The sequence below is a fragment of the Streptomyces sp. 2-1 genome, from assembly GCF_048564895.1.
Classification (GTDB): Bacteria; Actinomycetota; Actinomycetes; order Streptomycetales; family Streptomycetaceae; genus Streptomyces; species Streptomyces phaeochromogenes.
In genome coordinates this window covers 4,197,081-4,222,626 of sequence record NZ_CP183383.1, presented here as the reverse complement: position 1 = coordinate 4,222,626, position 25,546 = coordinate 4,197,081, and the positions used below count along the sequence as shown (strand labels likewise).

25 protein-coding genes are annotated in these 25,546 nt (G+C 72.7%); 12 read left to right on the top strand and 13 right to left on the bottom strand.

The genetic code is table 11. The annotated features are described in order from the left end of the window. The first annotated feature begins 189 nt into the window (after nt 1–189). The 3 genes from ACN20J_RS18535 (at nt 190) to ACN20J_RS18525 (ending at nt 2,596) form a co-directional block, all read left to right on the top strand. Nucleotides 190–606, top strand: coding sequence for a rodlin (locus ACN20J_RS18535; RefSeq protein WP_189837736.1), 417 nt, complete (start codon nt 190–192; stop codon nt 604–606). A 285-nt stretch (nt 607–891) separates the two neighbouring features. Further along, nucleotides 892–1,149, top strand: coding sequence for a chaplin (locus tag ACN20J_RS18530; RefSeq protein WP_055614976.1), 258 nt, complete (start codon nt 892–894; stop codon nt 1,147–1,149). 103 nt (nt 1,150–1,252) lie between these two features. Further along, on the top strand, nt 1,253–2,596 hold the full coding sequence (locus tag ACN20J_RS18525) for a chaplin family protein (RefSeq protein WP_419666347.1): 1,344 nt from the start codon (nt 1,253–1,255) through the stop codon (nt 2,594–2,596). Between the two features lie 41 nt (nt 2,597–2,637). Here the strand turns inward: ACN20J_RS18525 and ACN20J_RS18520 are convergent, their stop codons facing one another. Both ACN20J_RS18520 and ACN20J_RS18515 read right to left on the bottom strand, forming a co-directional pair. Next, entirely contained in the window at nt 2,638–3,897 is a 1,260-nt protein-coding gene (locus tag ACN20J_RS18520; protein ID WP_419666346.1) for an NAD(P)-binding domain-containing protein, read from the bottom strand. After that, entirely contained in the window at nt 3,897–5,159 is a 1,263-nt protein-coding gene (locus ACN20J_RS18515) for an ATP-grasp domain-containing protein (protein WP_419666345.1), read from the bottom strand. The genes ACN20J_RS18520 and ACN20J_RS18515 overlap by 1 nt, the downstream gene beginning before the upstream one ends. Nucleotides 5,160–5,315: 156 nt before the next feature. Here ACN20J_RS18515 and ACN20J_RS18510 point away from each other — a divergent pair, with 156 nt between their 5' ends. After that, nucleotides 5,316–6,632: a glycoside hydrolase family 26 protein gene (locus tag ACN20J_RS18510; RefSeq protein ID WP_419666344.1), complete on the top strand. Its 1,317-nt coding sequence runs from the start codon at nt 5,316–5,318 to the stop codon at nt 6,630–6,632. 37 nt (nt 6,633–6,669) lie between these two features. Here ACN20J_RS18510 and ACN20J_RS18505 read toward each other — a convergent pair whose 3' ends face one another. From ACN20J_RS18505 to ACN20J_RS18465, 9 genes are all read right to left on the bottom strand, one after another. Further along, nucleotides 6,670–7,812, bottom strand: coding sequence for a GNAT family N-acetyltransferase (locus ACN20J_RS18505; protein ID WP_419666343.1), 1,143 nt, complete (start codon nt 7,810–7,812; stop codon nt 6,670–6,672). Beyond that, complete coding sequence (locus ACN20J_RS18500; protein WP_419666342.1) at nt 7,809–8,465, bottom strand: lipopolysaccharide biosynthesis protein; 657 nt, start codon at nt 8,463–8,465, stop codon at nt 7,809–7,811. The genes ACN20J_RS18505 and ACN20J_RS18500 overlap by 4 nt, the downstream gene beginning before the upstream one ends. Beyond that, nucleotides 8,462–9,595 carry a glycosyltransferase gene (locus ACN20J_RS18495; protein WP_419666341.1) on the bottom strand — a complete coding sequence of 378 codons (1,134 nt, stop codon included), beginning with the start codon at nt 9,593–9,595 and terminating at the stop codon, nt 8,462–8,464. Before ACN20J_RS18495 ends, ACN20J_RS18500 begins: the two co-directional genes overlap by 4 nt. Further along, nucleotides 9,592–10,431, bottom strand: a complete 840-nt coding sequence (locus ACN20J_RS18490; RefSeq protein ID WP_189837742.1) for a polysaccharide deacetylase family protein — start codon at nt 10,429–10,431, stop codon at nt 9,592–9,594. Before ACN20J_RS18490 ends, ACN20J_RS18495 begins: the two co-directional genes overlap by 4 nt. Further along, nucleotides 10,415–12,247 (bottom strand): murein biosynthesis integral membrane protein MurJ, encoded by a 1,833-nt coding sequence (gene murJ / locus ACN20J_RS18485; protein WP_419668905.1) that lies wholly within the window; start codon nt 12,245–12,247, stop codon nt 10,415–10,417. The genes ACN20J_RS18490 and murJ overlap by 17 nt, the downstream gene beginning before the upstream one ends. Nucleotides 12,248–12,525: 278 nt before the next feature. Continuing rightward, nucleotides 12,526–13,860, bottom strand: coding sequence for an O-antigen ligase family protein (locus ACN20J_RS18480; protein ID WP_419668904.1), 1,335 nt, complete (start codon nt 13,858–13,860; stop codon nt 12,526–12,528). A 13-nt stretch (nt 13,861–13,873) separates the two neighbouring features. Then, the gene (locus ACN20J_RS18475) at nt 13,874–15,313 is read right to left on the bottom strand and encodes an exopolysaccharide biosynthesis polyprenyl glycosylphosphotransferase (RefSeq protein WP_362307901.1); all 1,440 of its coding nucleotides are present in this window, start codon (nt 15,311–15,313) and stop codon (nt 13,874–13,876) included. Continuing rightward, on the bottom strand, nt 15,310–16,521 hold the full coding sequence (locus tag ACN20J_RS18470; protein ID WP_419666340.1) for a glycosyltransferase family 4 protein: 1,212 nt from the start codon (nt 16,519–16,521) through the stop codon (nt 15,310–15,312). The genes ACN20J_RS18475 and ACN20J_RS18470 overlap by 4 nt, the downstream gene beginning before the upstream one ends. 102 nt (nt 16,522–16,623) lie before the next feature. Beyond that, nucleotides 16,624–17,778: a DUF3344 domain-containing protein gene (locus tag ACN20J_RS18465; RefSeq protein ID WP_419666339.1), complete on the bottom strand. Its 1,155-nt coding sequence runs from the start codon at nt 17,776–17,778 to the stop codon at nt 16,624–16,626. A gap of 360 nt (nt 17,779–18,138) precedes the next feature. Between ACN20J_RS18465 and ACN20J_RS18460 the strand changes: the two genes are divergently transcribed. The 8 genes from ACN20J_RS18460 (at nt 18,139) to ACN20J_RS18425 (ending at nt 23,385) form a co-directional block, all read left to right on the top strand. After that, a complete protein-coding gene (locus ACN20J_RS18460; protein ID WP_189837747.1) occupies nt 18,139–18,378 on the top strand; it encodes a chaplin in 240 nt (79 codons plus the stop codon). Between the two features lie 241 nt (nt 18,379–18,619). Then, complete coding sequence (locus tag ACN20J_RS18455; RefSeq protein ID WP_362307907.1) at nt 18,620–19,546, top strand: hypothetical protein; 927 nt, start codon at nt 18,620–18,622, stop codon at nt 19,544–19,546. Nucleotides 19,547–19,766: 220 nt separating this feature from the next. Then, nucleotides 19,767–20,069: a hypothetical protein gene (locus ACN20J_RS18450; RefSeq protein ID WP_189837749.1), complete on the top strand. Its 303-nt coding sequence runs from the start codon at nt 19,767–19,769 to the stop codon at nt 20,067–20,069. 234 nt (nt 20,070–20,303) lie between these two features. Beyond that, the gene (locus ACN20J_RS18445) at nt 20,304–20,801 is read left to right on the top strand and encodes a DUF5949 family protein (RefSeq protein WP_189837750.1); all 498 of its coding nucleotides are present in this window, start codon (nt 20,304–20,306) and stop codon (nt 20,799–20,801) included. A gap of 2 nt (nt 20,802–20,803) precedes the next feature. After that, nucleotides 20,804–21,385 carry a vitamin K epoxide reductase family protein gene (locus ACN20J_RS18440; RefSeq protein WP_190227842.1) on the top strand — a complete coding sequence of 194 codons (582 nt, stop codon included), beginning with the start codon at nt 20,804–20,806 and terminating at the stop codon, nt 21,383–21,385. 98 nt (nt 21,386–21,483) lie between these two features. Then, complete coding sequence (locus tag ACN20J_RS18435; RefSeq protein ID WP_055618004.1) at nt 21,484–21,990, top strand: hypothetical protein; 507 nt, start codon at nt 21,484–21,486, stop codon at nt 21,988–21,990. Between the two features lie 62 nt (nt 21,991–22,052). Further along, the gene (locus tag ACN20J_RS18430; protein ID WP_419666338.1) at nt 22,053–22,535 is read left to right on the top strand and encodes a tyrosinase family oxidase copper chaperone; all 483 of its coding nucleotides are present in this window, start codon (nt 22,053–22,055) and stop codon (nt 22,533–22,535) included. Further along, nucleotides 22,519–23,385 carry a tyrosinase family protein gene (locus ACN20J_RS18425; RefSeq protein WP_419666337.1) on the top strand — a complete coding sequence of 289 codons (867 nt, stop codon included), beginning with the start codon at nt 22,519–22,521 and terminating at the stop codon, nt 23,383–23,385. Before ACN20J_RS18430 ends, ACN20J_RS18425 begins: the two co-directional genes overlap by 17 nt. 69 nt (nt 23,386–23,454) lie before the next feature. On the opposite strand, the gene ACN20J_RS18420 is transcribed toward ACN20J_RS18425, so the two are convergent. Together ACN20J_RS18420 and ACN20J_RS18415 are read right to left on the bottom strand one after the other, a co-directional pair. After that, nucleotides 23,455–23,742 carry a chaplin gene (locus tag ACN20J_RS18420; protein WP_189837754.1) on the bottom strand — a complete coding sequence of 96 codons (288 nt, stop codon included), beginning with the start codon at nt 23,740–23,742 and terminating at the stop codon, nt 23,455–23,457. Nucleotides 23,743–23,922: 180 nt separating this feature from the next. After that, complete coding sequence (locus ACN20J_RS18415; RefSeq protein ID WP_419666336.1) at nt 23,923–25,530, bottom strand: protein kinase domain-containing protein; 1,608 nt, start codon at nt 25,528–25,530, stop codon at nt 23,923–23,925. Between the last annotated feature and the right edge of the window lie 16 nt (nt 25,531–25,546).

Below are 25,546 nucleotides of genomic sequence, written 5' to 3'. Positions count from 1 at the left end.
GCATAGTTGCTCCGATTCACTCCGATGGCCCATTTGAGAAGCCTGTTTGTACGGCGCACGCGCGCGAGGGATTCCGTGAATTCCGGGGTGCCGAACGGGCCAACCGGGTGACAGCACGAAACCAATGGCGCCGCTTCTGGTTGATGCGAAAGCAGGAACATGTGTCTCTGCCAGGAAAGGACCGGAGAAATGCTCAAGAAGGCAATGGCCACGGCGGCGGTCGCCGCTTCTGTCGTCGGCGTCTCGGCGGCGGCAGCCCCCCAGGCGCTTGCCATCGGGAACGACGACGGCGTCACCACGGCCAATGGCAACCACGCCGAGCAGGCGTTCGGCAACGCCAAGACGGGCGGTGACCTGAGCCCCGAGGCCTCGCTGGTCCAGGGCTCGCTGAACAAGCTCTGTGTCGGTCTGCCGGCCAAGGTCAACGCGGGTTCGCTCGTCGGCATCCTGGTCCCGGTCACCGTCCTCCAGGACGTGCCGGTCCTCTCGGCCCCGCAGAACCAGCAGTGCGCCGAGAACTCGACCCAGGCGAAGGGCGACGAGCCCGTCTCGCACGTCCTCTCCAACATCCCGGTGCTCTCGGGCAACGGCGCCGACCGCAGCTGATCCACCGTCACAAAGGACGCCCGGGCGTCCCCTTCGCTCTTCGCGCAGGGGGTGCCCGGGCTCTTTGGCACTATTTTCTGTTTTTGCTTTCTGTCGGTCTTCCGCTGGTCCTTCCTTATGGCAGTGACGTTTCCCCTGCTGAATCCACGCGGAGCGTTCGGGTGAATTACCGGGGAGTCGCACTTTCTGTAGTTTCTTCGTCCCCCATCCCCTCGTTCTACAGCCCGCAGGTCATGGTGCGAGCCGTTCAGGCTGGGCTCGTCCGGTTTCGGCCGTCATAGGGGCATGACCGCAGAGAAAGGGAAGTACGTGAAGCACAAGAAGAGTGCCGTCGTCGTAGCCGGCGCGATCATGGCCATGGGAATGGCCGCCCCGGCCTTCGCCGACTCCGAGGCGCACGGTGCTGCCGTGGGCTCGCCGGGTGTCCTCTCGGGCAACGTGGTCCAGGTTCCGGTCCACATCCCCGTGAACGTGTGCGGCAACTCGATCAACGTGATCGGCCTGCTGAACCCGGCGTTCGGCAACGAGTGCGTCAACGACTGACGTCGTAACGCACCAGCCGACCGGCTGTGTCACGCCGGCCTTGGACCGCCTTTCGGCGCCAAGGCCGGCTTTCCCACTTCTACCAGCAGAGAAGACAACGAGATTGCGACAGACCCTGAGCAGGGGAATGGTCGCGGCCGCCGCCGCGACGAGCTTCATGTCCCTGTACACCCCCCAGGCGTTCGCCGACACGAACGCGAACGGGGTCGCAGCGGACTCGCCCGGCCTGCTGTCCGGCAACAGCGTGCAGGCACCCGTGAACGTCCCGGTCAACGCGTGCGGCAACTCCGTGGACGTGGGGGCCGGCCTCAACCCGACCTTCGGCAACTCCTGCGCCACTGCCCCGGGCACGGGCAAGCACAGAAAGCCGGACACACCCAGGCACGCCCCACCGTCCGGCCACGGCTCGGACAACGGTTATGGCTCGGGCGACGGCCATGACTACCGCTCTGACCTTGGTTACGGCTCGGACTATGGCCCGGATTACGGCTATGGCTCGGACTATGGCTATGGCCGGCACGACGGTTACGGCTCGGACCACGGCTACGGCTCGCCCCGTGGTGACGGTTCCGGGCACCACGGCTCCGGTCACCACGGTGGTCCCGGGCGCGGTGGCGGTTCCGGTCACCACGGCGGCTCCTCCGCGCACGGCGGGGCACACAACTCGCCCGGCGTCGGCTCGGGCAACAACGCCGAGGTGCCGGTGGACGTGCCGGTGAACGCGTGCGGCAACACCGTGGACGTGGTCGCCCTGCTGAACCCGACGTTCGGCAACAAGTGCGCGAACCACAGCGGTCCGAAGAGCCATGGTCCGCATCACGGCGGTCCGCAGAGTCATGGTCCGCACCACAATGGTCCGCAGGGTCATGGTCCGCACCACGACCGCCCGCAGAGCCACGGGCCACATCACAACGGCCCGCAGAGCCCCGGTCCGAAGGGCTACGGCGACGACACCCCGCCGGCCGGGCCCCCGAGCAGGCCACCGGTCACACCACCGGCCGAGCCGCCGACCATGCCGCCTGCCAAGCCCCCGACCACGCCGCCCACGAAGCCGCCGAGCACGCCTCCCACCACCGCACCTCCCACTTCCACGCCGCCGACGGCTCACCCGCCGACGACGGTGCCTCCCACCACCACACCACCGACCAGCACTCCGCCGGTCACGACCCCTCCGGTCGCGGGTCCGCCGGTCACGACCCCACCGGTCACGACACCTCCGGACAAGACTCCGCCGGTCACGACCCCGCCGACCAAGACTCCTCCAGTCGCGAGGCCGCCCGTGACCGTGCCGCCTGCCTCGACCCCTCCGGGGTCGGTGGTGAGGGCGCCGCAGTTGGCGCACACCGGCAGTGACGGGCTGCTCGCGGCCTCGGTCGCGAGTGCGGGGCTGCTGGTCGGTGGAGCGGTGCTGTACCGACGAAGTCGGGTCGCGTCCCGGCAGTGGTGACGTGTCGGGTGCCGGACGCCTCGCGCCCGGCACCCGTGCCGTCAGTGACCCGCCGCCCCGAGCACCCCGCGCCGCTCCCGGGCGCCGGGCACGGGCACCCGCGCCGGCCCCGTACGCAGTCGGCGCCGCACGCCTCGTACGAGGGTCCGGGCCGTGAACGAGGCGCCGTGGACGAAGCGCATCGCGGGGCCGAAGGCGGAGGCCGTGGTCAGGCCCGCCAGGAAGAGGCCGGGGCAGGAGGACTCGAACTCCCGCCCCACGCAAGGGGATCCGTCGGGTGACACGGCCAGGGTCCCGCGGAGGTCCTCGGCCAGCAGGCCCAGGCGGTCGCTGGTCGCCCTGAACCCGGTGGCCGCGATGACGTGTTCGGTGTCCAGGGAGTTCAACTCGCCGGAGCGGCCCAGTGTTTCGAGGCGTACGGCGCCCTGGACCGGGTAGGCCGCCGCGACCTCCTGGCCCATCAGCAGTTCGACGGCGCCTTCGACTCGGTCGCGGACCCACCAGGCACCCGCGGGGCCCAGCGCCGAGGCGGCGACCCGGGTGCGGGTGGACTCGGGCAGGGCGCGGAAGGCGTCGGGGCGTTCGGCGTAGAACCAGTTGCGCCAGCCGCAGCCCAGGCCGCTGTGCGGGGCGCGGGCCGACTGCCACCAGGGGCGCTCCCAGGGCGGGGGCACGTCGTTCCAGCGGAGTCCGTCGGCGCGGGCGATCACCCGGACGCGGGTGCCCTGTTCGGCGAGCAGGGCCGCCGTCTCCAGGGCCGCCTGGCCGCCGCCGATGACGGTCACGTCCTTGCCGCGGAAGCGGTCGAGGTCGCCGTGGTCGCTGCTGTGCGAGACGTGCTCGGGGTCCAACTCGCCGAAAACCGGGGGTACTTCGGTGAAGGGCAGGACGCCGACCGCCAGGACGACCGTTCGCGCGCGGACCGTCCTGCCGTCCTCGACGACCGCCTCGAAGCCGCCCAGGCAGGGGTGCACACCGGTCACCATGCGCTCGTCGACCTCGGGGACCGCGTGCCGCGCGAACCACAGTCCGTACGAGGCGAACATCTCGACCGGGACGGGCTCCCCGTGCCGGGCCCGTACCCCCTGTTCCGCGCAGTAGGTGTCCAGGCGCAGCCGGCCTCCGGGGTCCGAGAGGCTGGACGCCCACGGTTCCGACTTGAGGAACATGCCGCGGGGCATGTGGTCGCGCCAGGACTCCATCGGCCGGCCGAACACACGCAGGCTCAGCCCGGCCGCCGCGGCGTGGGAGGCGATGGACAGACCGTAGGGACCGGCCCCCACCACCAGCAGGTCGTACATCAGCAGCTGCTCGCTTTCTCGTCGTCGGACAGGGGGTTGGCGTCGTGGCGGGCCGTCTGCCGGACGACCCGGGTGGCGGCGGCCGGTGCGGCGGTCGCCCGGCGGGCGCGGTGCAGCACGCGGCGGACCGCGTGGCGGGGCCACAGCGCCCACAGGGCGGCGCCGGGCGCGAGGTCGTCCCGAGCGTGCCAGGCCCGCTCGGTGCCGGAGCCGAGCGCGGCGAGCGGCGCGTAGTTCTCCGCCACGAAGGTCCGGCCGGGCAGCGGGGCGGGCGGCGGCAGCGGACGGTGGGTCAGATCCAGGTGCTGCGCACGCACCACGTCGAGCCCCGACCCGTCCGCGAAGAGCCGGAACTGGGCGCCGGGCCGCGGATTGAAGTCGAGCAGGTGGTAGGCGCCCGTGGCGTGTTCGCGGCGGAAGTCCAGGTCGAAGATGCCGCGGTAACCGAGCGCCGACGTCAGCCGTTCCGCCAGCGCCTGCACGGTGGGGTTCGGGGTCCAGCGGCCCACCGCGGTCAGCCCCGCCCCGCGCGGCCAGGCGCGCAGCTTGCGGCCCGGGCCGCCGCCGAACACCGACCCGGACCGGTCCGCGTACCCGTGGAAGAACCAGTCCTGGTCGGGCGCCGGCGGCAGGAACGCCTGGAGGAGCAGTCTGCTGCCCGCCTCCTCGGCGCGGCGGCACAGCGTGTGGGCCTCCTGTGCCGAGCGCAGTACCGCCGTGCTGCGCAGGTCGGTACCCGCGGGCAGCAGCCAGGGGCGGCTCCACTTGGCGACCACGGGCAGCCCGAGCCGCCGGACCGCGGCGGTCGTCTGTGCCGGGGTGTCGGGCGCGAGTGTCGGAGGGTGCGGGATGCCCGCGGCCTCGCACACGGCGGCCAGTTCGGCCTTGTCGGCGACGCGTTCGGCGAGACCGGCGGGGGAGAGGGGAAGCAGATAGCGGGGTGCGAGGGCGTCCCGCATCCGGTCCACCGCGACCGCGCTCGCGTCATCCATTGGGATCAGTACGGCGGGACGGGACACCCGGGCCGCCACTCGGCGCAACGTCAGCGCGATGTCGGCGGGCGAGGCGCCGGGTGCGGGCGGCGGATGCATCCGGTGGACAAAGCGTGATCCGCGCACCGGACTTCCGGTGGAATCGGCGACCACGTGCACGTCGATCCCGGCCCGGCCGAGGGAGCGTACGGCTCCCAGCGTTCCGTGGTGAAAGGGATTCCGGTCGATTCGCAGAAGTACGGCGGGAACACGGGTGTCGAAGGGCGACATGGGCATATTTCCTTGAGGTCTCTTCTGTTGTCTCTTCGGATGTCTCACTCGTGCGGGTGATCGGGGATATCCCCGGTTGCCCGGCCCGGTTGGCGCATTGCACATTTATGTGACTGGGTGTCAGTGGACGGTGGAAAAGGAACGCGAGGAGCGGACATGGCCCCACTGCAACGGACCCGAACCAGACGGCTGGTGTACGCCACCGCCGCACTCACCGCCGGACTCGTCGCGTCGGCCGCCCTCGCCTCGGGGCCGGGGTACGCCGTGGGCGCGGGAGTGGGGGACCCGCCGGCTCCGACGCCGACCGCTCCCACCGCCGTCGTCGCGCCCGTGGCACCGGCACAGCCCGTCGGCCCGGCCGCGCCCGCGACGGCAACCCCGACCACGCCGACCACCCCGACCGCGACGCCCTCGAAGGGACCCGGGGGCCCCGCCTTCGGCGCCTATCTGGACTACGGCCCCCGCGGAGTCGCCCGGATCGCCGAGCTCAGCCGCTGGCTGGGCGGCGCCGACCTGCGCGTGGCGCACACGTATCTGCCCGGCGACCGCTGGAGCAACATCGAGGGCCTGCCCGGCTTCCTCGACACCTGGGCGGACTGGCGGGCGGACGAGGACGACCGGCTCTTCGTCCTGAACGTCCCCATGCTGGAGCGCAACGAGGAGAACGTCTCCGACGCCGAGGTCCGCTTCCAGCTGCGCCGCGGCGCGGCCGGAGACTTCGACCGCCACTTCCGCAAGCTGGCCGAGCGGCTCGTCGACCTGGACGCGCCGGACACCGTCATCGTGCTCGGCTGGGAAATGAACGGCATGACGTACACCCATCGCTGCGGCCCCGACCCGGAGGCCTGGAAGAAGTACTGGAACAGAATCGTCACCACCATGCGGGCGGTGCCGGGGCAGAAATTCAAGTTCGACTTCGCGCCGAACCGCGGCCGGGACGCCATTCCCTGGACCCAGTGCTATCCGGGCGACGACACCGTCGACATCATCGGCATGGATTCGTACGACCAGCCACGAGGCCAGTCATTCGACGAGGCCGTGTCCGAGCCCTACGGACTTCAGGCGCACGTCGACTTCGCGAAGGCCCACGGAAAGCCGATTTCCTATCCCGAATGGGGGCTCTTCCGCAACGGCGACAACCCGACGTACATGAAACGCATGCTCGCGTGGATGGACGAGCACAAGCCGCTGTACAACACGCTCACCGACTACTGCCCGCACGGCGTGTGGCAGTGCGGGGACAACCCCAAGGCGTCCGAGATCTACCGGGCGGCGCTCTTCGGCCGCACCGACACGACACCGCTGCCCAAGCCCACCGACCCGGCGCCGAAGCCGACCGCACCGACCCCGGTGCCCAAGCCGACGCCGGTGCACCCGCCGAACTGCTCGCCGCTGGAGCTGGGCGACTGGGTCGAGTACTGGCTCGGCGGGAAGCTCTGCCTGCGCTTCGACTGGTGGTCGCGCCACCGCTGAGCGGGCGTCCGCCGACGGGGCGGTGGCGGCGGGTCGGTCACGGCCTGCCGCCACCGCGTTCCCTCCAGTCGTGGAAGCGGTCGAGCAGTTCCTTGCCCCGGCTGCGGGCGGCCACGTCACAGACGGCCGCCGACATCAGCGGGGCCGTCCGCCGCCGGGCCAGCAGGAAGCGCTGGTTGACGACGGGCTGGGGCCGCCAGTGGTGCTTGTAGGGCTCGTTGCCGCGCAGCAGGCTCAGCACCCGGCGGCCACCCGCCTCGGTGTGCTGGGCGCAGGCGTGCAGCAGCATCGTCGCCACGTCCGCCTTCCGCTCGCGCAGCTGCGGATGGGCGCCGTACAGATAGCCGCCCGCCAACTGCCGTGACAGAAGCGTCAGATCGACCGCCATCACGGTGTCGTCCAGCCGGAACTCGGTCACCACCGCGTCCCCGGCGTCGACCATCGGCCCCACCGACCGCACCAGATGCTCGGCGAACCGCTCCTGCAGATGCTCGGTGGTCACCTTGCGGCCCTGCCACTGGAGCCGGTGCAGTTCGAGGAGCCGGCGCAGGGCCGCGCCCACCTCGGCGGGGCGCACGGCACGCCGTTCGACGCCCAGCGAGGTGAGTTTGCGCAGCTTGGCGCGGACCCGCTGCTGGGCCTTGGCCGTCGCGAGCCGTCCGATCAGATCGTCCATCGACGCGCCGGGCAGCTCCAGACACAGCGAGTCCAGCACCCGCCGACGCGGCCCGCGCCAGCTCGCGTAGACCCGCTCCACCGCGCCGCCCGGCCGTACCTCGCGGAAGTCGATCAGCGCGGTGCGGGCGGCCAGGGCGAGCCCCTCGGCGAGGGCGGCGGCGGCCCGGTCGGTGCGCTCGCCGTCCTCGATGAGTACGTCCCCGAAGTCGGAGATCGACCCGCCGAGCGGCACCAGGGCCGGCCACGGCTGTCGTACGAGCATCAGCGGGGCGGCGGCGACCAGTTCACCGCCCTCGCGGACGAGGACGAGCCGGAGCCGGCCGGGTCTGCCGTAGGAGAGCCACCAGGAGTGCAGCCAGGCGTGGCTCTGGAACGGGGTCGCCGCGTCGCACCGCCGGTACAGCCGCCCCCACTCCTCGGCCAGCCGGCCGAACTCCTTCTCGTCCGTGCACAGTTCGGTCCGCGACGCGCCGGTCGCGGTGCCGGTCACCGTGCCGTTCACAGCTGTCCGTGGACGTCGGCGGCGGTGGCCGGGCCGGGCACCGACGGGGTGGGCGCGACCTCCGAGGACCGGCGCGGCCTGACCAGCAGCACCAGCCCGCCGAGCAGCCCGCCCGCGCTCGCGCCGACCAGCCCGGTGACCGTCGAGGACGCCGACGACGCCTCGGTGGGCTTCATCGCGCGGGAGAACTGCAGCAGCTCCACATGGGTGCTGTCCTCGGCGGAGTTGGCGTGCCGGGTCAGCGACCGCGACACGGCGTTGGCCATGTCCGCGGCGAGGTCGGGGCGCGCGGAGGTGGCGGTCACGGCGACCATCGGGGCGTCCGGCGAGGTCGCCGTCTGCACGCTCTCGCGCAGCGTCGACACCGGTACGCCCGCCCACACCTGGGCGTCCCCGAGGACCGCGAGCTGGGTGGCGACCCGGCCGTACGCCTGGGCGAAGCCGAGCGCCGCCGCCGGGTCCGACTTCTCGTCCGGGACGGCGATGACATAGCTCGTGGCCGAGTACTGCGGCGTCTTCAGCTCGCCGTACGCGCCGCCGAGCAGGCCGCCGAGGACGGCGCCCGCGGCCAGCAGGGACCAGGGCGGCAGCCCCTTCGCGCGGACAAGTGCCGTCACCGGTCGGCCGGTTGTACGAGTGGGGTTGTCGGTCATGCGGAACTCACTCCCAGAGTTGCGGCCGTGTAGATGTCCATGAGCCGGTCGGCACTGCGGGCGATGCTGTAGTGGTGCGCCGCTTCGGGTGCCGAGCGCGGCCTCGGGCCCTGCGCGCGGACCTGCCGCAGGGCCCGTACGAACGAGTCGGCGCCGCCCTGGACGCGCCGGGCGAACGGGGCCGCGCCCGGCGGCAGGTCGTCGACGGCCGGGCAGGAGACGTAGAGCACGGGCAGGCCCGCGGCGAGGGCCTCCACGACGGCGAGACCGAAGGCCTCCTCCGTGCTGGGCGAGGCGAGTGCGTCCATGGCTCCTATCAGGGAGGGCAGATCGAGACCCGAACCGCCTTGTGAGGCCTCGGTGTTGGGGCGCTCGCCGGTGAACAGCACCCGGTCGGCGACCCCCGCGGCCTGCGCCGTACGCCGCAGCACGTTCTCCTCCGGGCCGCCGCCGACCAGCAACAGCCAGACGTCGTTGGGGAGTTCGGCCAGGGCCCGGACGAGGACCTCGAATCGCTTGCCGGCCGTCAGCCGTCCGACGCCCCCGACGACGTACGCGCCCTGCGGCAGCCCGAGCCGTCGCCGGGTGCTCTCGCGCCGGGCCGCGTCGAAGCGGAAGCGCGCCACGTCGATGCCGTTCGGTACGACCTCGATGCGCGGCCCGGGCACACCCCAGCGGCGCAGGCGCTCGGCGACCGTGGGCGAGACGGCGACCGTCGCGCGGCCCAGGCGCTCGCTGGCCAGGTAGAGCCCGCGGACGCCCGCGGTGAGCCGCCTGCCCTCCATCTGGGAGTCGCCCAGCGAGTGCTCGGTGGCCACGACGGCCCGTACACCCGCGAGGCGCGCGGCGATCCTGCCGTACACGCAGGCCCGGTAGAGATGCGTGTGGACCACGTCGTACCGGCCGCCGCGGATCTCGCGGACCAGGCGGGGCAGCGCCGACAGGTCCCGGTTGCCGTGCATGCCGAGGTGCATGACGCGTACGCCGTCCGCGGTGAGGTCCTCGGCGACGGCGCCCGGGTTGGTGAGGGTCACCACGTCGCAGTCGACCGGCAGGTGGCGGACCAGGAGGCGCAGTTGCTGCTCGGCCCCGCCCACCCCGAGGCCGGTGATGACGTGCAGGGCCTTCACGGGGTCTCCTTCACCGGGGACTCCGGTGACGCGGGGGAGGGCAGGGACACCGAGGTCGGCACGGGCTCCGGCGGAGTGAGGGGCACCGGGCGGCGGCGGAGCCGGTTGAGGCGGTACTTCAGGAACAGCCGCCAGGAGGTGTCGTTCTCGCCGATGTGGACCCGGGGCAGGGCGAACGGGCCGGTCAGCGGGCCGGGGTCGATCGCGCACCCGTAGTCGTAGCCGGCCGCGCGCACCACGTCGGCGACCCGCTGGTCGACGGTCCCGTACGGGTAGCAGAAGCCGAGGACCTCGCGGCCCGTGAGCTCGGAGAGCAGGGCCCGGCTGCCGCCGACCTCCGCGCCCAGGAGGGCGTCGTCCGCCTTGGTGAGGTCGACGTGGGTGAGGCTGTGCGAGGCGATCTCCAGGCCCTCGGTGTCGGCGAGCCGGCGGATGCCGTCGGCGGTGAGGAGCGGCTTGCGCGGGCCGAGCGGATCCCATTCGTTCGTGCCGCCCAGCCTGCCGGGGAGCACGAAGACGGTGGCGCCGCAGTCCCAGCGGCGCAGTACCGGAAGGGCGTTGTCGGTGAAGTCCGCGTACCCGTCGTCGAAGGTCAGCCCCACGAGGTCCTTCCCCTCGCCGCGGGCACGGGCCGCGAGCAGGTCGGCCATGCTCACCCCGCGCAGGCCCCGGCGCCGCAGCCAGCCGAGCTGCCGGTCGAGGCGGTCGGGCGAGACCGTGATGCGGTACGGGTCGTCCGAGCAGTCGCCCACCGAGTGGTACATCGCCACCCACAGGGGCGCGGCCGGGCGCGGGTCGGTACGGGTCAGGTCGGGGGTGTCAGCGGAAACGGACATGCGGCAGCCTTCGTGTGACGGAGCGGAGGGCGGTACGGAAGGCGGGCGCGACGGCCTTGACGCCGAGCACCCGGAGCAGCAGGACGTAGACGACGGTCACGGTCAGACCGCCGGCGGCCAGGGCGAGTTCGGGGGAGTCCACGCGGCTCGCGCAGAAGGCCCCCGCGACGGCCGCGCACACGGCGGCCCGGACCGGCTTGGAGAGTTCGTGGACGACCCGTCGGGTGTGGATCGGTACGCTGCGCCGCTCGCCCATGCCGGACAGCAGCAGGGCCGCGGTGACGGTGATCCCGATCGCGTTGGCGGCGGCGATCCCGCGCACGCCCCAGGCATCGACGGTCCCGGCGCCGATCCAGGAGGTGGCGACGATGCCCGCCGCCATCGCGGCCAGCGGGTACCAGGTGGGCCGGCCGGCCGAGAAGTACGTCCGCACCAGCGCGCCCACCAGCGTGTGCCCGAGCAGTCCGACGGAGTAGACCCGCATGACGGTGGCCGTCGCAGCCGTGTCCTGAGCGGTGAACGCGCCCCGCTGGAAGAGAAGGTTGATGATCTGCGGCGCGCACGCGAACACCGCTGCGGCGCCCAGCAGCACCATGCAGGAGGCGACCGCCACGTCACGCTCCACACGGGTGCGGGCCCGCTCGGTGTCGCCCTCGGCGAGAGCCTGCGCGAGCACCGGGAAGGTGACGGTGCACAGCATCAGCGAGAGCGTCATCGGGATCTGGGCCACCTTCTGCGCGTAGTTCAGATGCGAGATGGCCCCGGAGGGGAGGGTCGAGGCGAGGAAGCGCTCGATGAGGACCTGGGACTGACGGCACAGGGCGAACATCAGCACGGGCGCGATGAGGGCGAGTTCGACCGAGTGCTTCACGGAGGGGCCCGGGCCGTCGGCGACCTCGGAGGCCTCGGTGACTTGGGTGGCCTTGGTGGCTTCGGTGCCGTCGAGGGATGACGGGCCCTGTGCGGCAGCGGCAGCGGCAGTGCCAGCGGCTTCGCCTCCAGCCTCCGGGCCGGACCGGCGGCGGCCGAAGAGCTGCCGGGCGAGGGAGGGCGCCTGGGCCGCCACCATCAGACAGCCGCCCACCGCGACGCCGACGGCCGCAGACCGTACGCCCCAGCGGTCGCCGAGGACGAACATCGCCGTGATGATGCCGGTGTTGTAGGCGACGTAGATGGCCGCCGGCGCAAGGAAGCGGCGGTGCGCGCGCAGGGCCGCGCTGCAGTATCCGGCGAGCCCGAAGCTCAGGACGCAGGTCGCGGTCAGCCGCGTGCAGTCGACGGCGAGCCCCGGGTCGGGCAGCCCCGGCGCGAGGGCCGCGACCAGGTAGGGAGCCCCGGCCATCAGCAGTGCCGCGACCGCCACGAAGGCCAGCGCGAGGCGCGGCAGCGTCGAGGCGACGAGCGCGCGTACGGGGTCGGCACCGGTGCCGCGCGCCCGTCGGGCGACCGCCAGGCTGAACGCCGGGACCAGTACGAACGCCATCCCGTCCTCGATCAGCAGCGTCGCCGCGACCTCCGGCACCGTCCACGCCACCAGAAAGGCATCCGTCTCGGTCCCGGCCCCGAAGAGATGCGCGAGCGCCTGATCCCGCCCGAGACCGAGCAGGGCACCGGCGATGGAGAGCACAGCGGTGACGAGCGTGGCCTTGGCGAGGAACCCACGGGTGGGCGGGTCGACTTCCCCAAGGGGAGCGACCCGGGCCGCGGGCACCACGACGGGGCGCTCGGCGGCACCATCGCGGCGGTGCCGCCCGGCCGCCTTCGTGCCGTGCTGCCCGGCCGCGGGCCCCGGGCCTCGGTGGCCTGCGGCTCCCATCGCCTCGCGCTTCCCGGCCGCGGGGCCGCGCACCTTGGCTGCGGATACCGGGTTGTGCCTGTCGGCCGGGGGGCCCTCGCCCGGAGGCGCTGCCTCGGGTACGGGTCCGGGTGCGGGTGCCGCACCGCGCTCCGCGCCCCCGGCCTCGGGTGCCGCCCCACGACGGTCCTTGGCCTCCGACCCCGTCGCATGACGGTCCCCGGCTTCCGGCCCCGACCCACCACGACTCCCGGCCCGGACCACCGCATCCTCCCCCTCCGCCCGTGAGGGCGTCACCGTCATCGGTCCCCGGCCTCCTTGGAGGCCAGCGCCCACCAGGCGCCGAGGCCGAAGAGGACCGCGGTCAGGGCGGTCGAGGGGCCGCCGATGTCGGCGTACGCGAAGTCGACGAGCTGCCAGGTCAGCAGCCCGCACGCGACCAGCGCGCAGTCGAGGCCGCCCGGCGTCAGTTGCCGTTCGTGTACGGGCCGACGTTCGCGAAAGAGTCTGCGCAGCCCGCACACCAGCAGGGCCAGCCAGCTCCCGGCCAGTGCGAGGAGCCCCAGGAGCCCCTGCTCGCTGAGGATCAGCAAGTACATGTTGTGCGGCGACAGGAGCGGCTGGCGTTTGAAGCCGGCGCCCGCGCCCTCCGTGTCGCTGCCCGACGACAGCGCGAGCGAGGCGTTCCCGTCGCGATGGTCGGGGAAGCCCTTCAGCCCGACCCCGGTCAGCGGCTGGTCGCGCCACATGTCGACCGCCGCCGCCCACATCGTGTAACGGTCCGTCACCGACTGGTCCGGCGCGTCCGCGACCTGCGTGATGCTGCTGATCCGCTCCTGGAGCATCGCGGTGCCCACGCCGAGCCCGCCCACGAGGATCACCGACGCGGCGGCCACCGCCGCGAACACCTGCACCGCCCGCCGCATCCCGGCGAGCGTCAGCTGGACCCCGCAGGTCACGGCCGTCGCGATCCAGGCGCCCCGGCTGAACGACAGGGCCAGCGGCAGCAACAGGGCGAGCGCGCACACCGCCGCCGCGGTCCGCTGCCGGCCCGGCCCCGCGCCGAGCGCGAGACCGAGCGAGCACACCACGCCGAAGGACACGACCGTCGCCATCCCCATGACGTCCGCCGCCCCGAACGTGCCGACCGCCCGGATCTCCTCGCCCATGTACGAGGCCCCGGTGCCGGTCACGTACTGATGGACCCCGATCGCCCCCTGCCACAGCGCGAGCCCGATGAGCGACCAGGCGACCAGCCGCGCGTCCCGGCGGTCGCGGATCAGCAGCATGACCGCCGCGGGGACGAGCACGAAGATCTGCAGATAGCGCACGAGTCCGGTGATCCCCGCCCCCGGCGAGGCCGCCCCCGCCGCGGCGAGCGCGATCCCGACGACGGGCAGCGCGAACACGACGGCGGCGGTACGGGACAGGGGGCGCCGGCGGTCGCGTACGAGACGGATCGCGCAGTACAGCACGACCAGACCGGACACGGCGTCGGCGACGGTGCCGCCTCCTCCGTCGCCACCCCCGGAGACCGGCAGCGCCATCATGGCGACGAGGGCCACCACGGGCAGTACGGGAAGGAAGCGGCGCGGCGCCGACGCGATGGCCGGGAGAGGAGGAGCGGTCAACAGCTGGGTCACGCGGTCAGCTCCCCGTCGGGCGCACGAGCGCGGCGGCCGTGCGCAGCAGGATGCACACGTCCTGCCAGAGCGACCAGTTGTCGATGTACGCGTTGTCGAACCGGCAGCGGTCCTCGATCGAGGTATCACCGCGCAGCCCGTGGATCTGCGCGAGCCCGGTGATCCCGGTCCGCATCCGGTGGCGGGCCGCGTAACCGGGGTACGTCTGGCTGAACTGGCCCACGAAATAGGGCCGTTCGGGCCGCGGGCCGACCAGGCTCATGTCGCCCCAGAAGACGTTCCACAGCTGGAGCAGCTCGTCCAGCGAGGTCCGGCGCAGGAAGCGGCAGAACCAGCCCATCTCGTGCTCGTTCGCCACGCTCCACCGCGTCGCCGCCTCGTGCGCGTCGACCGGCCGGTGCGTACGGAACTTCAGCAGCGTGAACGGCCGCCCGTCCTTGCCGATCCGCTCCTGCCGGAACACCACCCCGGGCCCGTCGCCGATCCGCAGCACGACCGCGCACACCAGCAGCACCGGACTGACCATCAGCAGCAGCACCCCGGACACCAGTACGTCCAGCAGCCGCTTCCCGGCGCTCCCGTACAGCCGCCCGACCGGCAGCGGCCGGCAGGCGAATCCCGCGAGCCGGTCCGCTCTCTCGTACGCCGGGGAGTCCGCGTCCACCTCCCACACCGCGCAGCCCGACTCGCCCAGCGCCCGCAGCAGCGGCCCCTGTTCGGTGCGCGCGGCGGGGCCCACGACGAGTACGTCCTGCACGCCGTTCTGGATGAGCGCCCGCTGGACCTCCTCGCCCGTGGTCAGGACCGGCAGTCCTTCGCCGCCGGACGTCTCGTCGGAGACGACGCCCACCGGCCGTACCCCGCACGCCTGGTGGCGCAGGAAGGCGGCCGCCACGCGCTGTGCCGTCGCGGCCCGGCCGACCACCAGGGCCGCGCGCGGACGCCGAAGCAGCGCCCGGCGCCGCCGCCCGTGCACGGCGCCGCGGCCCAGGCAGCTCGCCGCCGACTGCACCGCGCAGCCGAGGACCAGGGTGCGGGCCGACAGCGCGTGGTCCGGGGAGTACGCCGCGAGCAGGGCCGCGAGCGCGCACCAGCCCACCGCGATCCGGCCGCAGACGGCGGGCAGTTCGTCCAGCACGGCGGGGACGGGCGCGGCGCGGTACAGCGACCCGTGCGCGTTCAGCCACAGCACCGCGAGCACCAGCGAGGCGAGCGGAAGCGGATGCGTCCAGGGCAGCACGAGGCCGCCGCCGAGCAGTGCCGCGCAGACGTCCACGGCAGGCAGCGGCAGCCGCGAGGCACGCCGTACGAACGGCCGTCCGCCGCTGGGGAATCTGAAGCCGCCGGCGGCCTCGCGGGGCGGGATGACCGAGACGGGCGAGAATCCGTGGTCCGTCGCCCGCGGCCGGCCGCCGGGGGAGGGAACGGTACTTTCCGCAGTCACGTGTGGATGGACTCCCTGCACTCGGTGGCTTCCACGCCCGTGTTCCGTCCTCTGGGCCGCGTCGACCGCGTCGGCCGGGTGCCGATCAGCTCGCGGTACACCTGGGCGACGGCCTTCGCCATGCGCCCGATGTCGTGCGTGGTCGTTACGTACCGGCGTCCCTGGTGGCCGAGCGACTCGCGCAGCAGCGGGTCGAGCAGCAGCTCGGCGACGGCCGCGGCCAGTTCGGCCGGCCGGTCCGGCGGCACCAGACAGCGCGGTCCCTGGCCCGGCGGCAGGCTCTCGCGCGCCCCGTCCACGTCGGTGATCACGACGGGCCGCCCGCAGGCCATGGCCTCCAGCGGCGCCAGCGCCATGCCCTCCCAACGGGACGGCAGGACCACCAGATCGGCGGCCTGGTACCAGGGCACGGCCTCGGGGACGGCCCCGGCGAACAGCACCGACTCGGGAGCGGCGGCCCGCAGCGCCTGGGCGTCCGGACCGTCACCCACCAGCACGAGCCGCGCCTGTGGCACCCGTCGGGACACCTCGCGCCAGGCGTCGAGCAGGACGTCCTGCCCCTTCTGCCGGCACAGCCGCCCGACGCAGACGACGAGGGGCGCTGCCGGATCGACCCCGTCGAGCAGCGGAATCCCGGCCCGTACGGTGTCGACCGACGCCGGGTGGAAGCGCTCCGGGTCGACCCCGTTGGGGATCACGGTGAACCGCCCGGCGATCCCTGACCGCCGTCCGGTCCGCCGCTCGGCCTCGCTGACGCACACCACCCGGGAGGCCCAACGCGCTCCGAGGCGCTCCCAGTTGAGGGCGAGCAGCCCGGTGACCCCGCCGGCCGCCTCGAACGACCAGGCGTGCGGCTGGAACACGGTCGGCACCCGCCCGCGCACGGCGAGCCGCGTCGCGAGTCCTGCCTTGGCGCTGTGCGCGTGCACCAGGTCGGGGTCCACCTCCCGCACGACCTGGCGCAGACTCCGTACCTCCTGCGCGAGCCACGGCCCGGGCGAACGGGTCGCGTGCCAGGTCCGTACGTCGCAGCCCAGCGCCTCGGCCGCCGCGGCGAGCGCGCCGCCCGCCGGACAGGCGATGGTGACGTCGGTCCCGGCGGCCAGCTGGGCCCGTACGAGATCCGTGATCACGCGGGCCACCCCGCCGTCGACGGGCTGGGAGACGTGCAGGACCCGCGGCCGGAAGCCGGGCGGTGACAGTTGCATGCGTGCGTTCCTCGCTCACGTGTGGCGCTCGGAGGGGCTCAGGGGGAGGTCACTGGGGAACTCACGGGGAAGGGGGAAAGTCGGGGAAGTCGGGGGAAGAAGTCAGCGCTTCGCGTCGACGGCGACGAACAGCGCTCCGGCCCAGGCCGTGTCGCGCGGCGACACCAGGCGGAAGTCCAGCCGGTCACCGCCGTGCCGCAGCCCCTTGTCGAGCTCGAAGACGTCGGAGTCGTACCCGAGCGTGTTGGGATACGCGGGTGTGCGTCCCGGGGCCGTCCGGCCGGGCTCGCTGATGGTCGAGTTCAGTACGTCGTCTCGGGGGTTCGCGCCGTCGGCCAGACGGGTCGTCAGGCCGCCTGCCGACAGGGTGAACGAGCCGCCGGTCCGCCCGCGGTCACCGTTGTAGGCGACGAGCCCCGCACGCCCCTCGGCGCCCTTGGGGAACCTCATGCCGGGCAGCCGGACCGTCCGGTCCCCGCCCGGGCCCAGCGGGTCGAAGCCGTCCCACATCGCCAGGTGCCGCAGCGGCTCGGACTCCTTCTCGTACGCCACCATCAGCGTCCAGCCGCCCCAGGCCCCGGCCGCCGAGTGGCCCATCGCCACGTTGACCTGCGCCACGGTGTAGGCGCCCGCGCCGCTGGAGCGCACCAGAGCGGTGACGTCCGCCGAGGCCTGGAACGCGTCCGCGCCGTGCGCGACCCGGTGCCCGACGACCGTGTCGGCGAGCACCTCCTTGTACTGGCCGCCCGGCTCGGCGATCAGCACCCGCCCGTTGTCCTTGGGCGGCTTCTGCTCACCGACGCGGAGGTTGCCGCCCCAGTACAGCCGCGCGTACGAGACCCGGGCGCCGGACGGCGGACGGACCTCGGCGCGGCTGGAGTTGTAGGTGTTCGGGTCGTTGTCGACGTCGATGTAGAACATCTCGAAGTCGTCGTTGTCGTCGTTCGTGGCCGCCCGGCCCTCGCGTGCGGCGGGACAGGACGCCGCCGAGCGCTCGACGGGCCGCCGGCAGGTGATGGACGAGTTGGCGGCCCGGACGATCCCGCCGTGCTGGAGTGCGCGGTACCGCTGGGTGAAGGCGAGACTCTCGGCCTCGGCGGCCGCCGGCGCGGGTGAGGGTGTCGAGGCCGTCGGCGCTGTTGACGTCGTGGGCATGGCAGGCGCGGCAGCCGCCGGTCCGCCCGGTGCCCACAGCGAGGCGAGGGAAAAGACACCCACCATCCCACGGCGCAGCAGAGGACCCAGGGAATTGCGCATGACCGGCGTTGCCCTTTCGGGGGAATTAGGGAAGAGGTTCTGACCCTGCGGACGGACAGGCTGTGGACATCAGATGAGTGCCGCCATGACTCCCCGTCTGTTTCAAGCGGCCTGAGGAGGAACGCAACTGTAGCCGCTATCCGTATTTATCCGTGAAACTCGTCAAGTGTGTCGTAATCATGCTGCATACACTGGTTGACGCCGTGTCGGGCGCAGGCTCCGTGGTGGGCCCCGCCTGCGCCCGTTACCCGGTCCGGGACTTCACCCATTTGGTGGCACAACCCGCGCCGGTGCCGCGCGTTGATCCAGAGCCGGGCACCCCGCCCGGATTGTTGTGTCAATCCCAAGGAGCACCTCTCCATGTCGCGTATCGCGAAGGGCCTGGTCCTTACCTCCGTTGCCGCCGCCGCCATGGCGGGCACCGGTGGCGTCGCCGCCGCCGACAGTGACGCGCACGGCTTCGCCGCCCACTCCCCGGGCGTCCTGTCGGGCAACCTGGTCCAGGTCCCCGTCCACGTGCCGGTCAACGTCTGCGGCAACACCGTGAACGTCATCGCGCTGCTGAACCCGGCGTTCGGCAACGAGTGCGTCAACGACTGACGTCGCTGCGCAGCCCTTGACCGGCCGTCCTCCCGCAGGGAGGGCGGCCGGTCCGCGTTGCCCCGAATGGAGGGAGGGGCGCCGAGAGCCCGGGGAACGCCCGGGCATGGCGCCTCACCAGGGACAACGGACGCGGCGGCGGGCCCGGGCCGCTACGGAGCGCGGTCGTTCGGTTGCAGGAGGTGCTCACCGATTCCACGGTGAGCACAAGATCCGTACGCACCACCGAAAGGACCCCTCCATGCGTGCTCTGCCCGCACGGCGTATCGCGGCCCCCGCACTCTGCGCCACGCTTCTGCTCGGGATCGCCGGACCGGCCGCCGTGGCCGCCGACCACGACTCGACCCGCGACGCCCGTTCGATAGCGGCCAAGGCGCCGGTGCCCGGAGCGGACGCTCTGCTGGCGCAGGTCAAGAGCCTCGGCGACGTCGGCGGAGTGCTCACTCCGGTCACCGACCTGCTCAACGCCGTGCTCAAGGCCGACAACGGCCAGCTCCCCGCCGCCGACGCGGCCAAGCTCGCCGACGCGGTGAAGGCCGCCATCGCCAAGGCCACCGCCGCCGCCCCGGCCGCGGGCGCGCTGACCCCGCCGGTCAAGGCCGAGCGGGACCAGGCCGTGCCGACCGCGCCGCCCACCCCGACGGCCCCGGCCAAGCCGGCCGCCCCGACCGCGCCCGCCGTTCCGTCGGTACCGGCCAAGCCCGCCGTTCCGGCCGTGCCCGACACCGCGACGTCGCCGGTCGTGCCGAGCACCCCGGCCACCCCCACGACCCCCGCCAAGCCCGCCGCCCCGGCCACGCCGGTCACCCCCGTCACGCCGGTCGCCCCGCCGGCCGCGCTGCCGGAGGTGCCGAAGCTTCCGGCGGCCCCCGCGCTGCCGCTGCCGAGCGGCGCCGAGCGTGCGGTCGCCGAGGTCCCGCTCGACCTCAAGGCCGACGCGCTCAAGGCCCTGCAGGCCGCGGTCGACTCCCTGGTCAAGGCCGCCACCAGCGGTGACGTCGCCGGTGTCGCGGCTGCCGCGCTGGCCGTCGTGACCGGCCTCGTCAACGTCGTCGTCGCCACGGTCCTCGGCGGCGGCCTGCCCGCGGCCAACCTGCCGGGTCTGCCCAAGCTGCCCCTGCCGACGGGCGCGCTGCCGCTGCCCACCGGCGGGCTGCTGCCCTCCTGAGTCGCACATCCAGGCCGTCGGGCCGGCCCGTCAACCGGGCCGGCCCGACGGCTGTTTTCATATGAGGGATCCCATTTGAGGATTTGACACACCCTTCAATTGGGTGGCTTCCGGAATTTTTCGGCGAACGGAGTTTCCGCCCGGAACGGGAATCGTTGGGCAGTGCGCAGTTCAGCGAAATTTCCCTCCGGCGACGCGAGTTGCCGACGAAAGGAACACGATGAAGTCCCTGAAGGCCGCCGCTGTCGTCGCCGGGTCCCTGGTCATCGCTGCTGCCGCAGCGCCCGCCTTTGCCGCCGACCTCACGCCCTCCAGTCTCAACGGCGGCCTCGACTCGGCGCTCACCTCGCTCACCAACGAGCCGGTGGACGCCGCGGACGCCATGCCCCTGCAGTCGCAGTCGAACGCCCTCGACACGTCGAACAAGGACTCCGTGCTGAATACCGTCGACGGCGCGACGAAGGCCCTCAACTCGGCGGAGGGCCCCACGGGGCTCCTGGGTGGACTTCCCCTCCAGAAGTGACTTCGGAGGTAACTCCGGACGCGGCATCGGACGTAACTCCGGAAGTGACGAAGGGCCGGTTCCGCATCTCGCGGAGCCGGCCCTTCGTCCTGTTCTCCGATTATCCGCGCCGTTCCGATTGTTCTTTCCGGCCGTTCGACGCCGTCCCCCGTTCGTGTGGAGACCCGGCCGGAAATCCCCCGGGCGAGTGAGAAACGGAGCGGGCGCATTCCGGTGCGTCGATACGGTTCCGCGGTGACCTCAACATCAAGCGAAACGCGTCCTTTCCGTGCCGCCGACCTCGGCACGCTCGTCGTCATGGCGTGGAGCGGCGAACACCCCGACGGCGACATGCCCTTCCTGCTGGCCTACTCGCTCGGTGACGGCGCGGGCGGCCCCGAGGGCTCCACGGCCGCCGTCGAGCAACTGCTGCACCGCACCGGCCTGCCCATCGGCGACGAGATCGTCGACGGCACCCGGCAGCCCAGCTTCCCCGTCGGTCTCCTCGTCGAGGCCGGCCAGGCCGTCGTCACCATGGCCCACCTCAACGCCCAGTGCTCGGTGCCGCCGGAGTGGCTCGCCGCGGTCGGCGAGCGCGGCTACGCCTACTTCCTGTTCACCACCCGCCCCTGGCCCGAGGCCGAGCCGGGCAAGCCCGTCGCGCCGGAGGCCCTGGCCGCCTTCGCCGGTGACGAGAAGACCCTGAACAGCGCGGCGCACGCCCTCCTCCCGGCCCGCAGCCTGCGCGGCTGACGATGCGCACAGCGGGCGCCGGCCGCGCGTTCGCCCTGCTGCTGGTGATCACGGGCGCGGCCGGACTGCTGGCCTCCTGGGTCATCACCATCGACAAGTTCAAGCTGCTGGAGGACCCGGACTTCACCCCGGGCTGCAGCCTGAACCCGGTCGTCTCCTGCGGCAACATCATGAAGAGCGACCAGGCCTCCGCCTTCGGGTTCCCCAACCCGATGCTCGGTCTGGTCGCCTACGGCATCGTGATCTGCGTCGGCATGAGCCTGCTGGCCGGCGCGGCGTTCCCACGCTGGTACTGGCTGACGTTCGACGCGGGCACGCTGTTCGGCGTCGGATTCGTGACGTGGCTCCAGTACGAGTCGCTGTACAGCATCAACGCGCTGTGCCTGTGGTGCTGCCTCGCCTGGATCGCCACCGTCGTCATGTTCTGGTACGTCACGTCGTTCAACGTACGAAATGAATTCCTGCCCGCACCCGGCTGGGTGAAGGGATTCCTCGCCGAATTCACGTGGGTGCCGCCGGTTCTGCATCTGGGGATCATCGGAATGCTCGTGTTGACGCGTTGGTGGGACTTCTGGACGAGCTGACAATTGCATCCACCGGGGGAATTTTGCTCTGATGTCGTTCGCCGGGTCGTTACGCGTTTCGGACGCACCCCCCGAATCCCGAAAGGCCCGTACCTGAGATGAAGTCGACCACCCGAGGAACTCTTGCCGCCGTCGTCACCTGTGTGGCGGCCGCCGTCGCGACGCCCGCCGTCGCGGCCGACGGGATCCCGGTCGCCGTACCGCTGGACGGTGTGGAGAACTCGCTGAACATGGAGATGCCCAGGATCGGCGGCACCCTGCCGCTGCCCACGCCGGGCAGCCCCGACGGGCCGCGGTACGTCGAGGGCCGGCTGCTGCCGGACCGGGCCGTCCCGCAGCTGCCGGTCACCAGCGACCTGCCGTCCCTCGACCTGCGTACGCCGGTGCCGCGCGTGCTCGGGGACACCTTCGACCACGTCGCCGCCAGCACGCCCACGTCGGACCTGCGTGCCCTGACGCCGGGTGCCTCGTTGGACGCTCCGTTGACCGCACCTCAGGCGGACAAGCTCGGTCTCCCGGCCCCGAAGCTGCCCGAGGTCGGTCTTCTGGCCCCGGTTCTGCAGGCGGCACCGGGGGCGACCCTGGGCCTCGCGCCCGGGCTGTAGGCACAACGGGCCCCACCCGGCCAACCGGCCGTCCGGGCCCGACAGTTCATGGAGGAGTACGGGTGGCAGTGGCGAACGGTACGCGGCGAGACGTCCTGAGAGGGCTGCTCGTCGCGGCCGTCACCGCCGCCCTGGCACCGCTCGTCGCGGCCTCGCGCCCGTCGCGCCCGTCGAGCGCCGAGCCACCCCCGTCCGGTGAACCGGGCGGGCGCGGGGCCGAGTTCGGGACTGATCTCGCGTCCGGGTTCGACGAGATGTACCGCGGACGACGGATCCGCGGGGTCAAGGACACCGCAGGCGTCAGAGCCGCCGCTGACGCGGCCCCCGCCGGACAGTGGCGAATCACCGTGGACGACCGGCCGTTGCACCTCATGCGGCGGGCCGACGGCGGCTATCTGACCATGATCGACCACTACCAGTCGTATCCGACGCCGCTCGCCGCCGTCCGCGGGGCCGTCGACGAACTGGGCGGCACACTGCGGCTGCGCGCGGTGGCCGCGGAGGCGGGGCCGGGGGAGGGGCACGGGCATGGCGTACACGCGTAAGAACGTGAGCGCGCTGACGAAGGCCGAGCGGCGCAGGCTCGTCGGCGCGTTCCTGGAGATCAAACGCACCGGCGAGTACGACGAGTTCGTCCGCATGCACATCGACCACTACGTGTCGGACGGCGAGGGCGGGCTGCGTACGGCCCATATGGCGCCCTCCTTCCTGCCCTGGCACCGGCGGTTCCTGCTGGAGCTGGAGCGGGCGCTGCGGCGGGTCGACTCCGGGGTGTCCGTGCCGTACTGGGACTGGACGAAGGACCGGACGCCCGCCGCCTCGCTGTGGGGGGAGGACCTGCTCGGGGGCAACGGGCGGCGCTCCGACCGGCAGGTGACGACCGGGCCGTTCGCCTACCGGCACAAGAAGTGGGTCGTCAAGGAGTCGATGACCGACGGCGAGTACCTCATGCGTGACCTCGGCCGCCCCCACGATCCGCTCGCCCTCCCGACCGCGGACGAGCTCGCGCGGGCCCTCAAGGATCCCGTGTACGACACTTCGCCCTGGGACTCCACCTCCTCCCGCGGCTTCCGGAACAAGCTCGAAGGGTGGGGGACCGGGCAGGGCAACGACGCCTGGCGCAACCACAATCGCGTGCACCGCTGGGTCGGCGGGCACATGCTCGGCGGCGCCTCGGTCAACGACCCCGTCTTCTGGCTGCACCACTCCTTCGTGGACCTGCTCTGGACCCGCTGGCAGAAGCGGCACAAGGGAGCCCGGTATCTGCCCGCGTCGCCGCCGGAGCTCGGGGACCGGCAGCGGGGGCGTGTGGTGGCGCGGCACGAGGAGATGCCGCCGTGGGGCATGACACCGGACGAGCTGGAGGACCACAGCCGGATCTACCGGTACGTCTGATCCACAGGTGGACAGGGGAAAGCCCCCGGTGGTGTGTACCGCCGGGGGCCTTCGCGTGTGTGCGGTGGCTCAGTGGCCGTAGCCCTTGGGGCCGGGGTGGCCCTTCGGGCCGTCGTCGAGGTTCGCGCACTTGTTGCCGAACGTCGGGTTCAGCAGGGCGATGACGTTCACGGTGTTGCCGCAGAGGTTGACCGGCACGTTGACCGGGACCTGGATGACGTTGCCCGACAGGACGCCGGGCGAGCCGACGGCCTTGCCCTCGGCGCCCGCGTCCGCCATGGCCAGACCGGCTCCACTGATCACAACGGCACCCGTGCCGAGGGCCACACCGGCCGCCTTCGCGATGCGAGACTTCACGTTCACTCCTTCGATTTCGGTGAGCGCGGCTGCTCCGACGCGACCGCACAGACCGTTCAACGCGAGGGCCCACAGGGGGTAACGGTGCTCATCCGGGCATCATCCACCAAGATGCTTCATATGGGGCGATAAAGCATATGAGTGTCCCCTTGTTCGATTCCTGGTTCGAGGTGCCCCGGCCTACTGGCGTGTGCAGCGGCCCTTCGGGCTGGTGGCCGGGGGGCTGCACTGGAGGCTGTAGTCCGCCGACTCCGTGCTCAGGTAGCGGCCGACGCAGGTGGCCGGCGTGGTCCTGCCGCGGTCCGCGCAGAAGCTCAGGGCGGCGCGGCCGTCGGTGAACGGGCCCGGGGCGTAGATGACCCAGAAGCCCGGGCGGAGCGAGGCGTAGTCGTCGCTGCGGACGTAGACCGCCTCGGGGACGGACTTGCGGACGGCCGCGAGGCGTTGGTCCCGCGTGGCGGTGCCGGAGCCGACCGGTTCGGAGAACAGCTGGGCGATCCACCGGCCGTCGGTGGCGGGCGCGGTGGGCGCCTCCTTGGACGGGGACGCGGCCGGCTGCGAGGCCTCCTTCGACGGCGCGGGTGCCGATTCGGGCGTGGGCGTCTGCTTCGCGGACGGGGAGGTCGCGGTGCCGGACGCCGAAACGCCGCCGCCCTTGGCCTTGCCGTCGTCGTCCGTGTTGCGCAGGTTCAGGACGAGCGCGGTCGCGGCCGTCGCGAGGGCGGCGACCACGACGGCGACGGTGGCGATGAGGGCCGGGCGCCGCCTGCGCCCCGGCGGAGGCACGTTCTGGACGCGCGTCGGGTGTTCGCCGACCGGCTCGGCGGGCACGGGAGCGCCATGGACCGTGCTGCCGGGCCCGGACGCGGGACCGCCGACGACCGTGCCGCCGGACGCGGGCGGTACGGGCAGGACGTGCGTCGGCGCCGTCGTGGGGCCGGGCGGCAGCGGGGCCGTCGCCGTCGGCAGCGCCCAGTCCGGAGTCGTACCCGACTCGACCTGCGCCAGCATCGCGTCCAGTTGCGCCGCGTCGGGGCGGGCCGCCGGATCCCGTACGAGCAGGGCCTGGAGCACGGGCGAGAGCGGGCCGGAGCGCACCGGCGGCGGTACGGCCTCGTCGAGGACGGCGGCGAGGGTGCCCAGGGTGGTGCCCCGGCGCAACGGGCTGACGCCCTCCACGCAGACGTACAGGACGAGCCCCAGGGACCAGAGGTCGGACGCCGGGTCGTCGTCGTTGCCGCGGATCCGCTCCGGGGCGATGTACTCGGGGGAGCCGATGAGTTCGCCGGTCGCCGTCAGCGCGGTCGACCCCTGGAGGGCGGCGATGCCGAAGTCGGTGAGCACGGCGGAACCGTCGGCGCGCAGCAGGATGTTGGCGGGCTTGACGTCCCGGTGCTGGATGCCCGCCGCGACCGCCGCGCGCAGGGCGGCGAGCACCTGACGGCCGAGCCGGGCGGCCTCCGAGGGTGCCAGCGGGCCGTCGGCCAGCCGCTCCTGGAGCGAGACTCCGTCCACCAGCTCCATGACGAGCCAGGGGTGCGGGTCGTCGTCGATGATGTGGTGGATCATCACGACGTTCGGGTGGCTGATCCGGGCGAGCGCCCGCGCCTCGCGCAGCACCCGCTCACGGACGGAGTGGGAGGCCGCCGCGTCGTGCCGGACGGCCTTGAGGGCGACCTCGCGGTGCAGCACGCTGTCGCGGGCCCGCCACACCGTCCCCATACCGCCGCTGCCGAGCCGCCCGAGCAGCTCGAACCGCCCGTCGACCATGTCCCCCGATGCGTTCATGGCGGACAGATTAGTG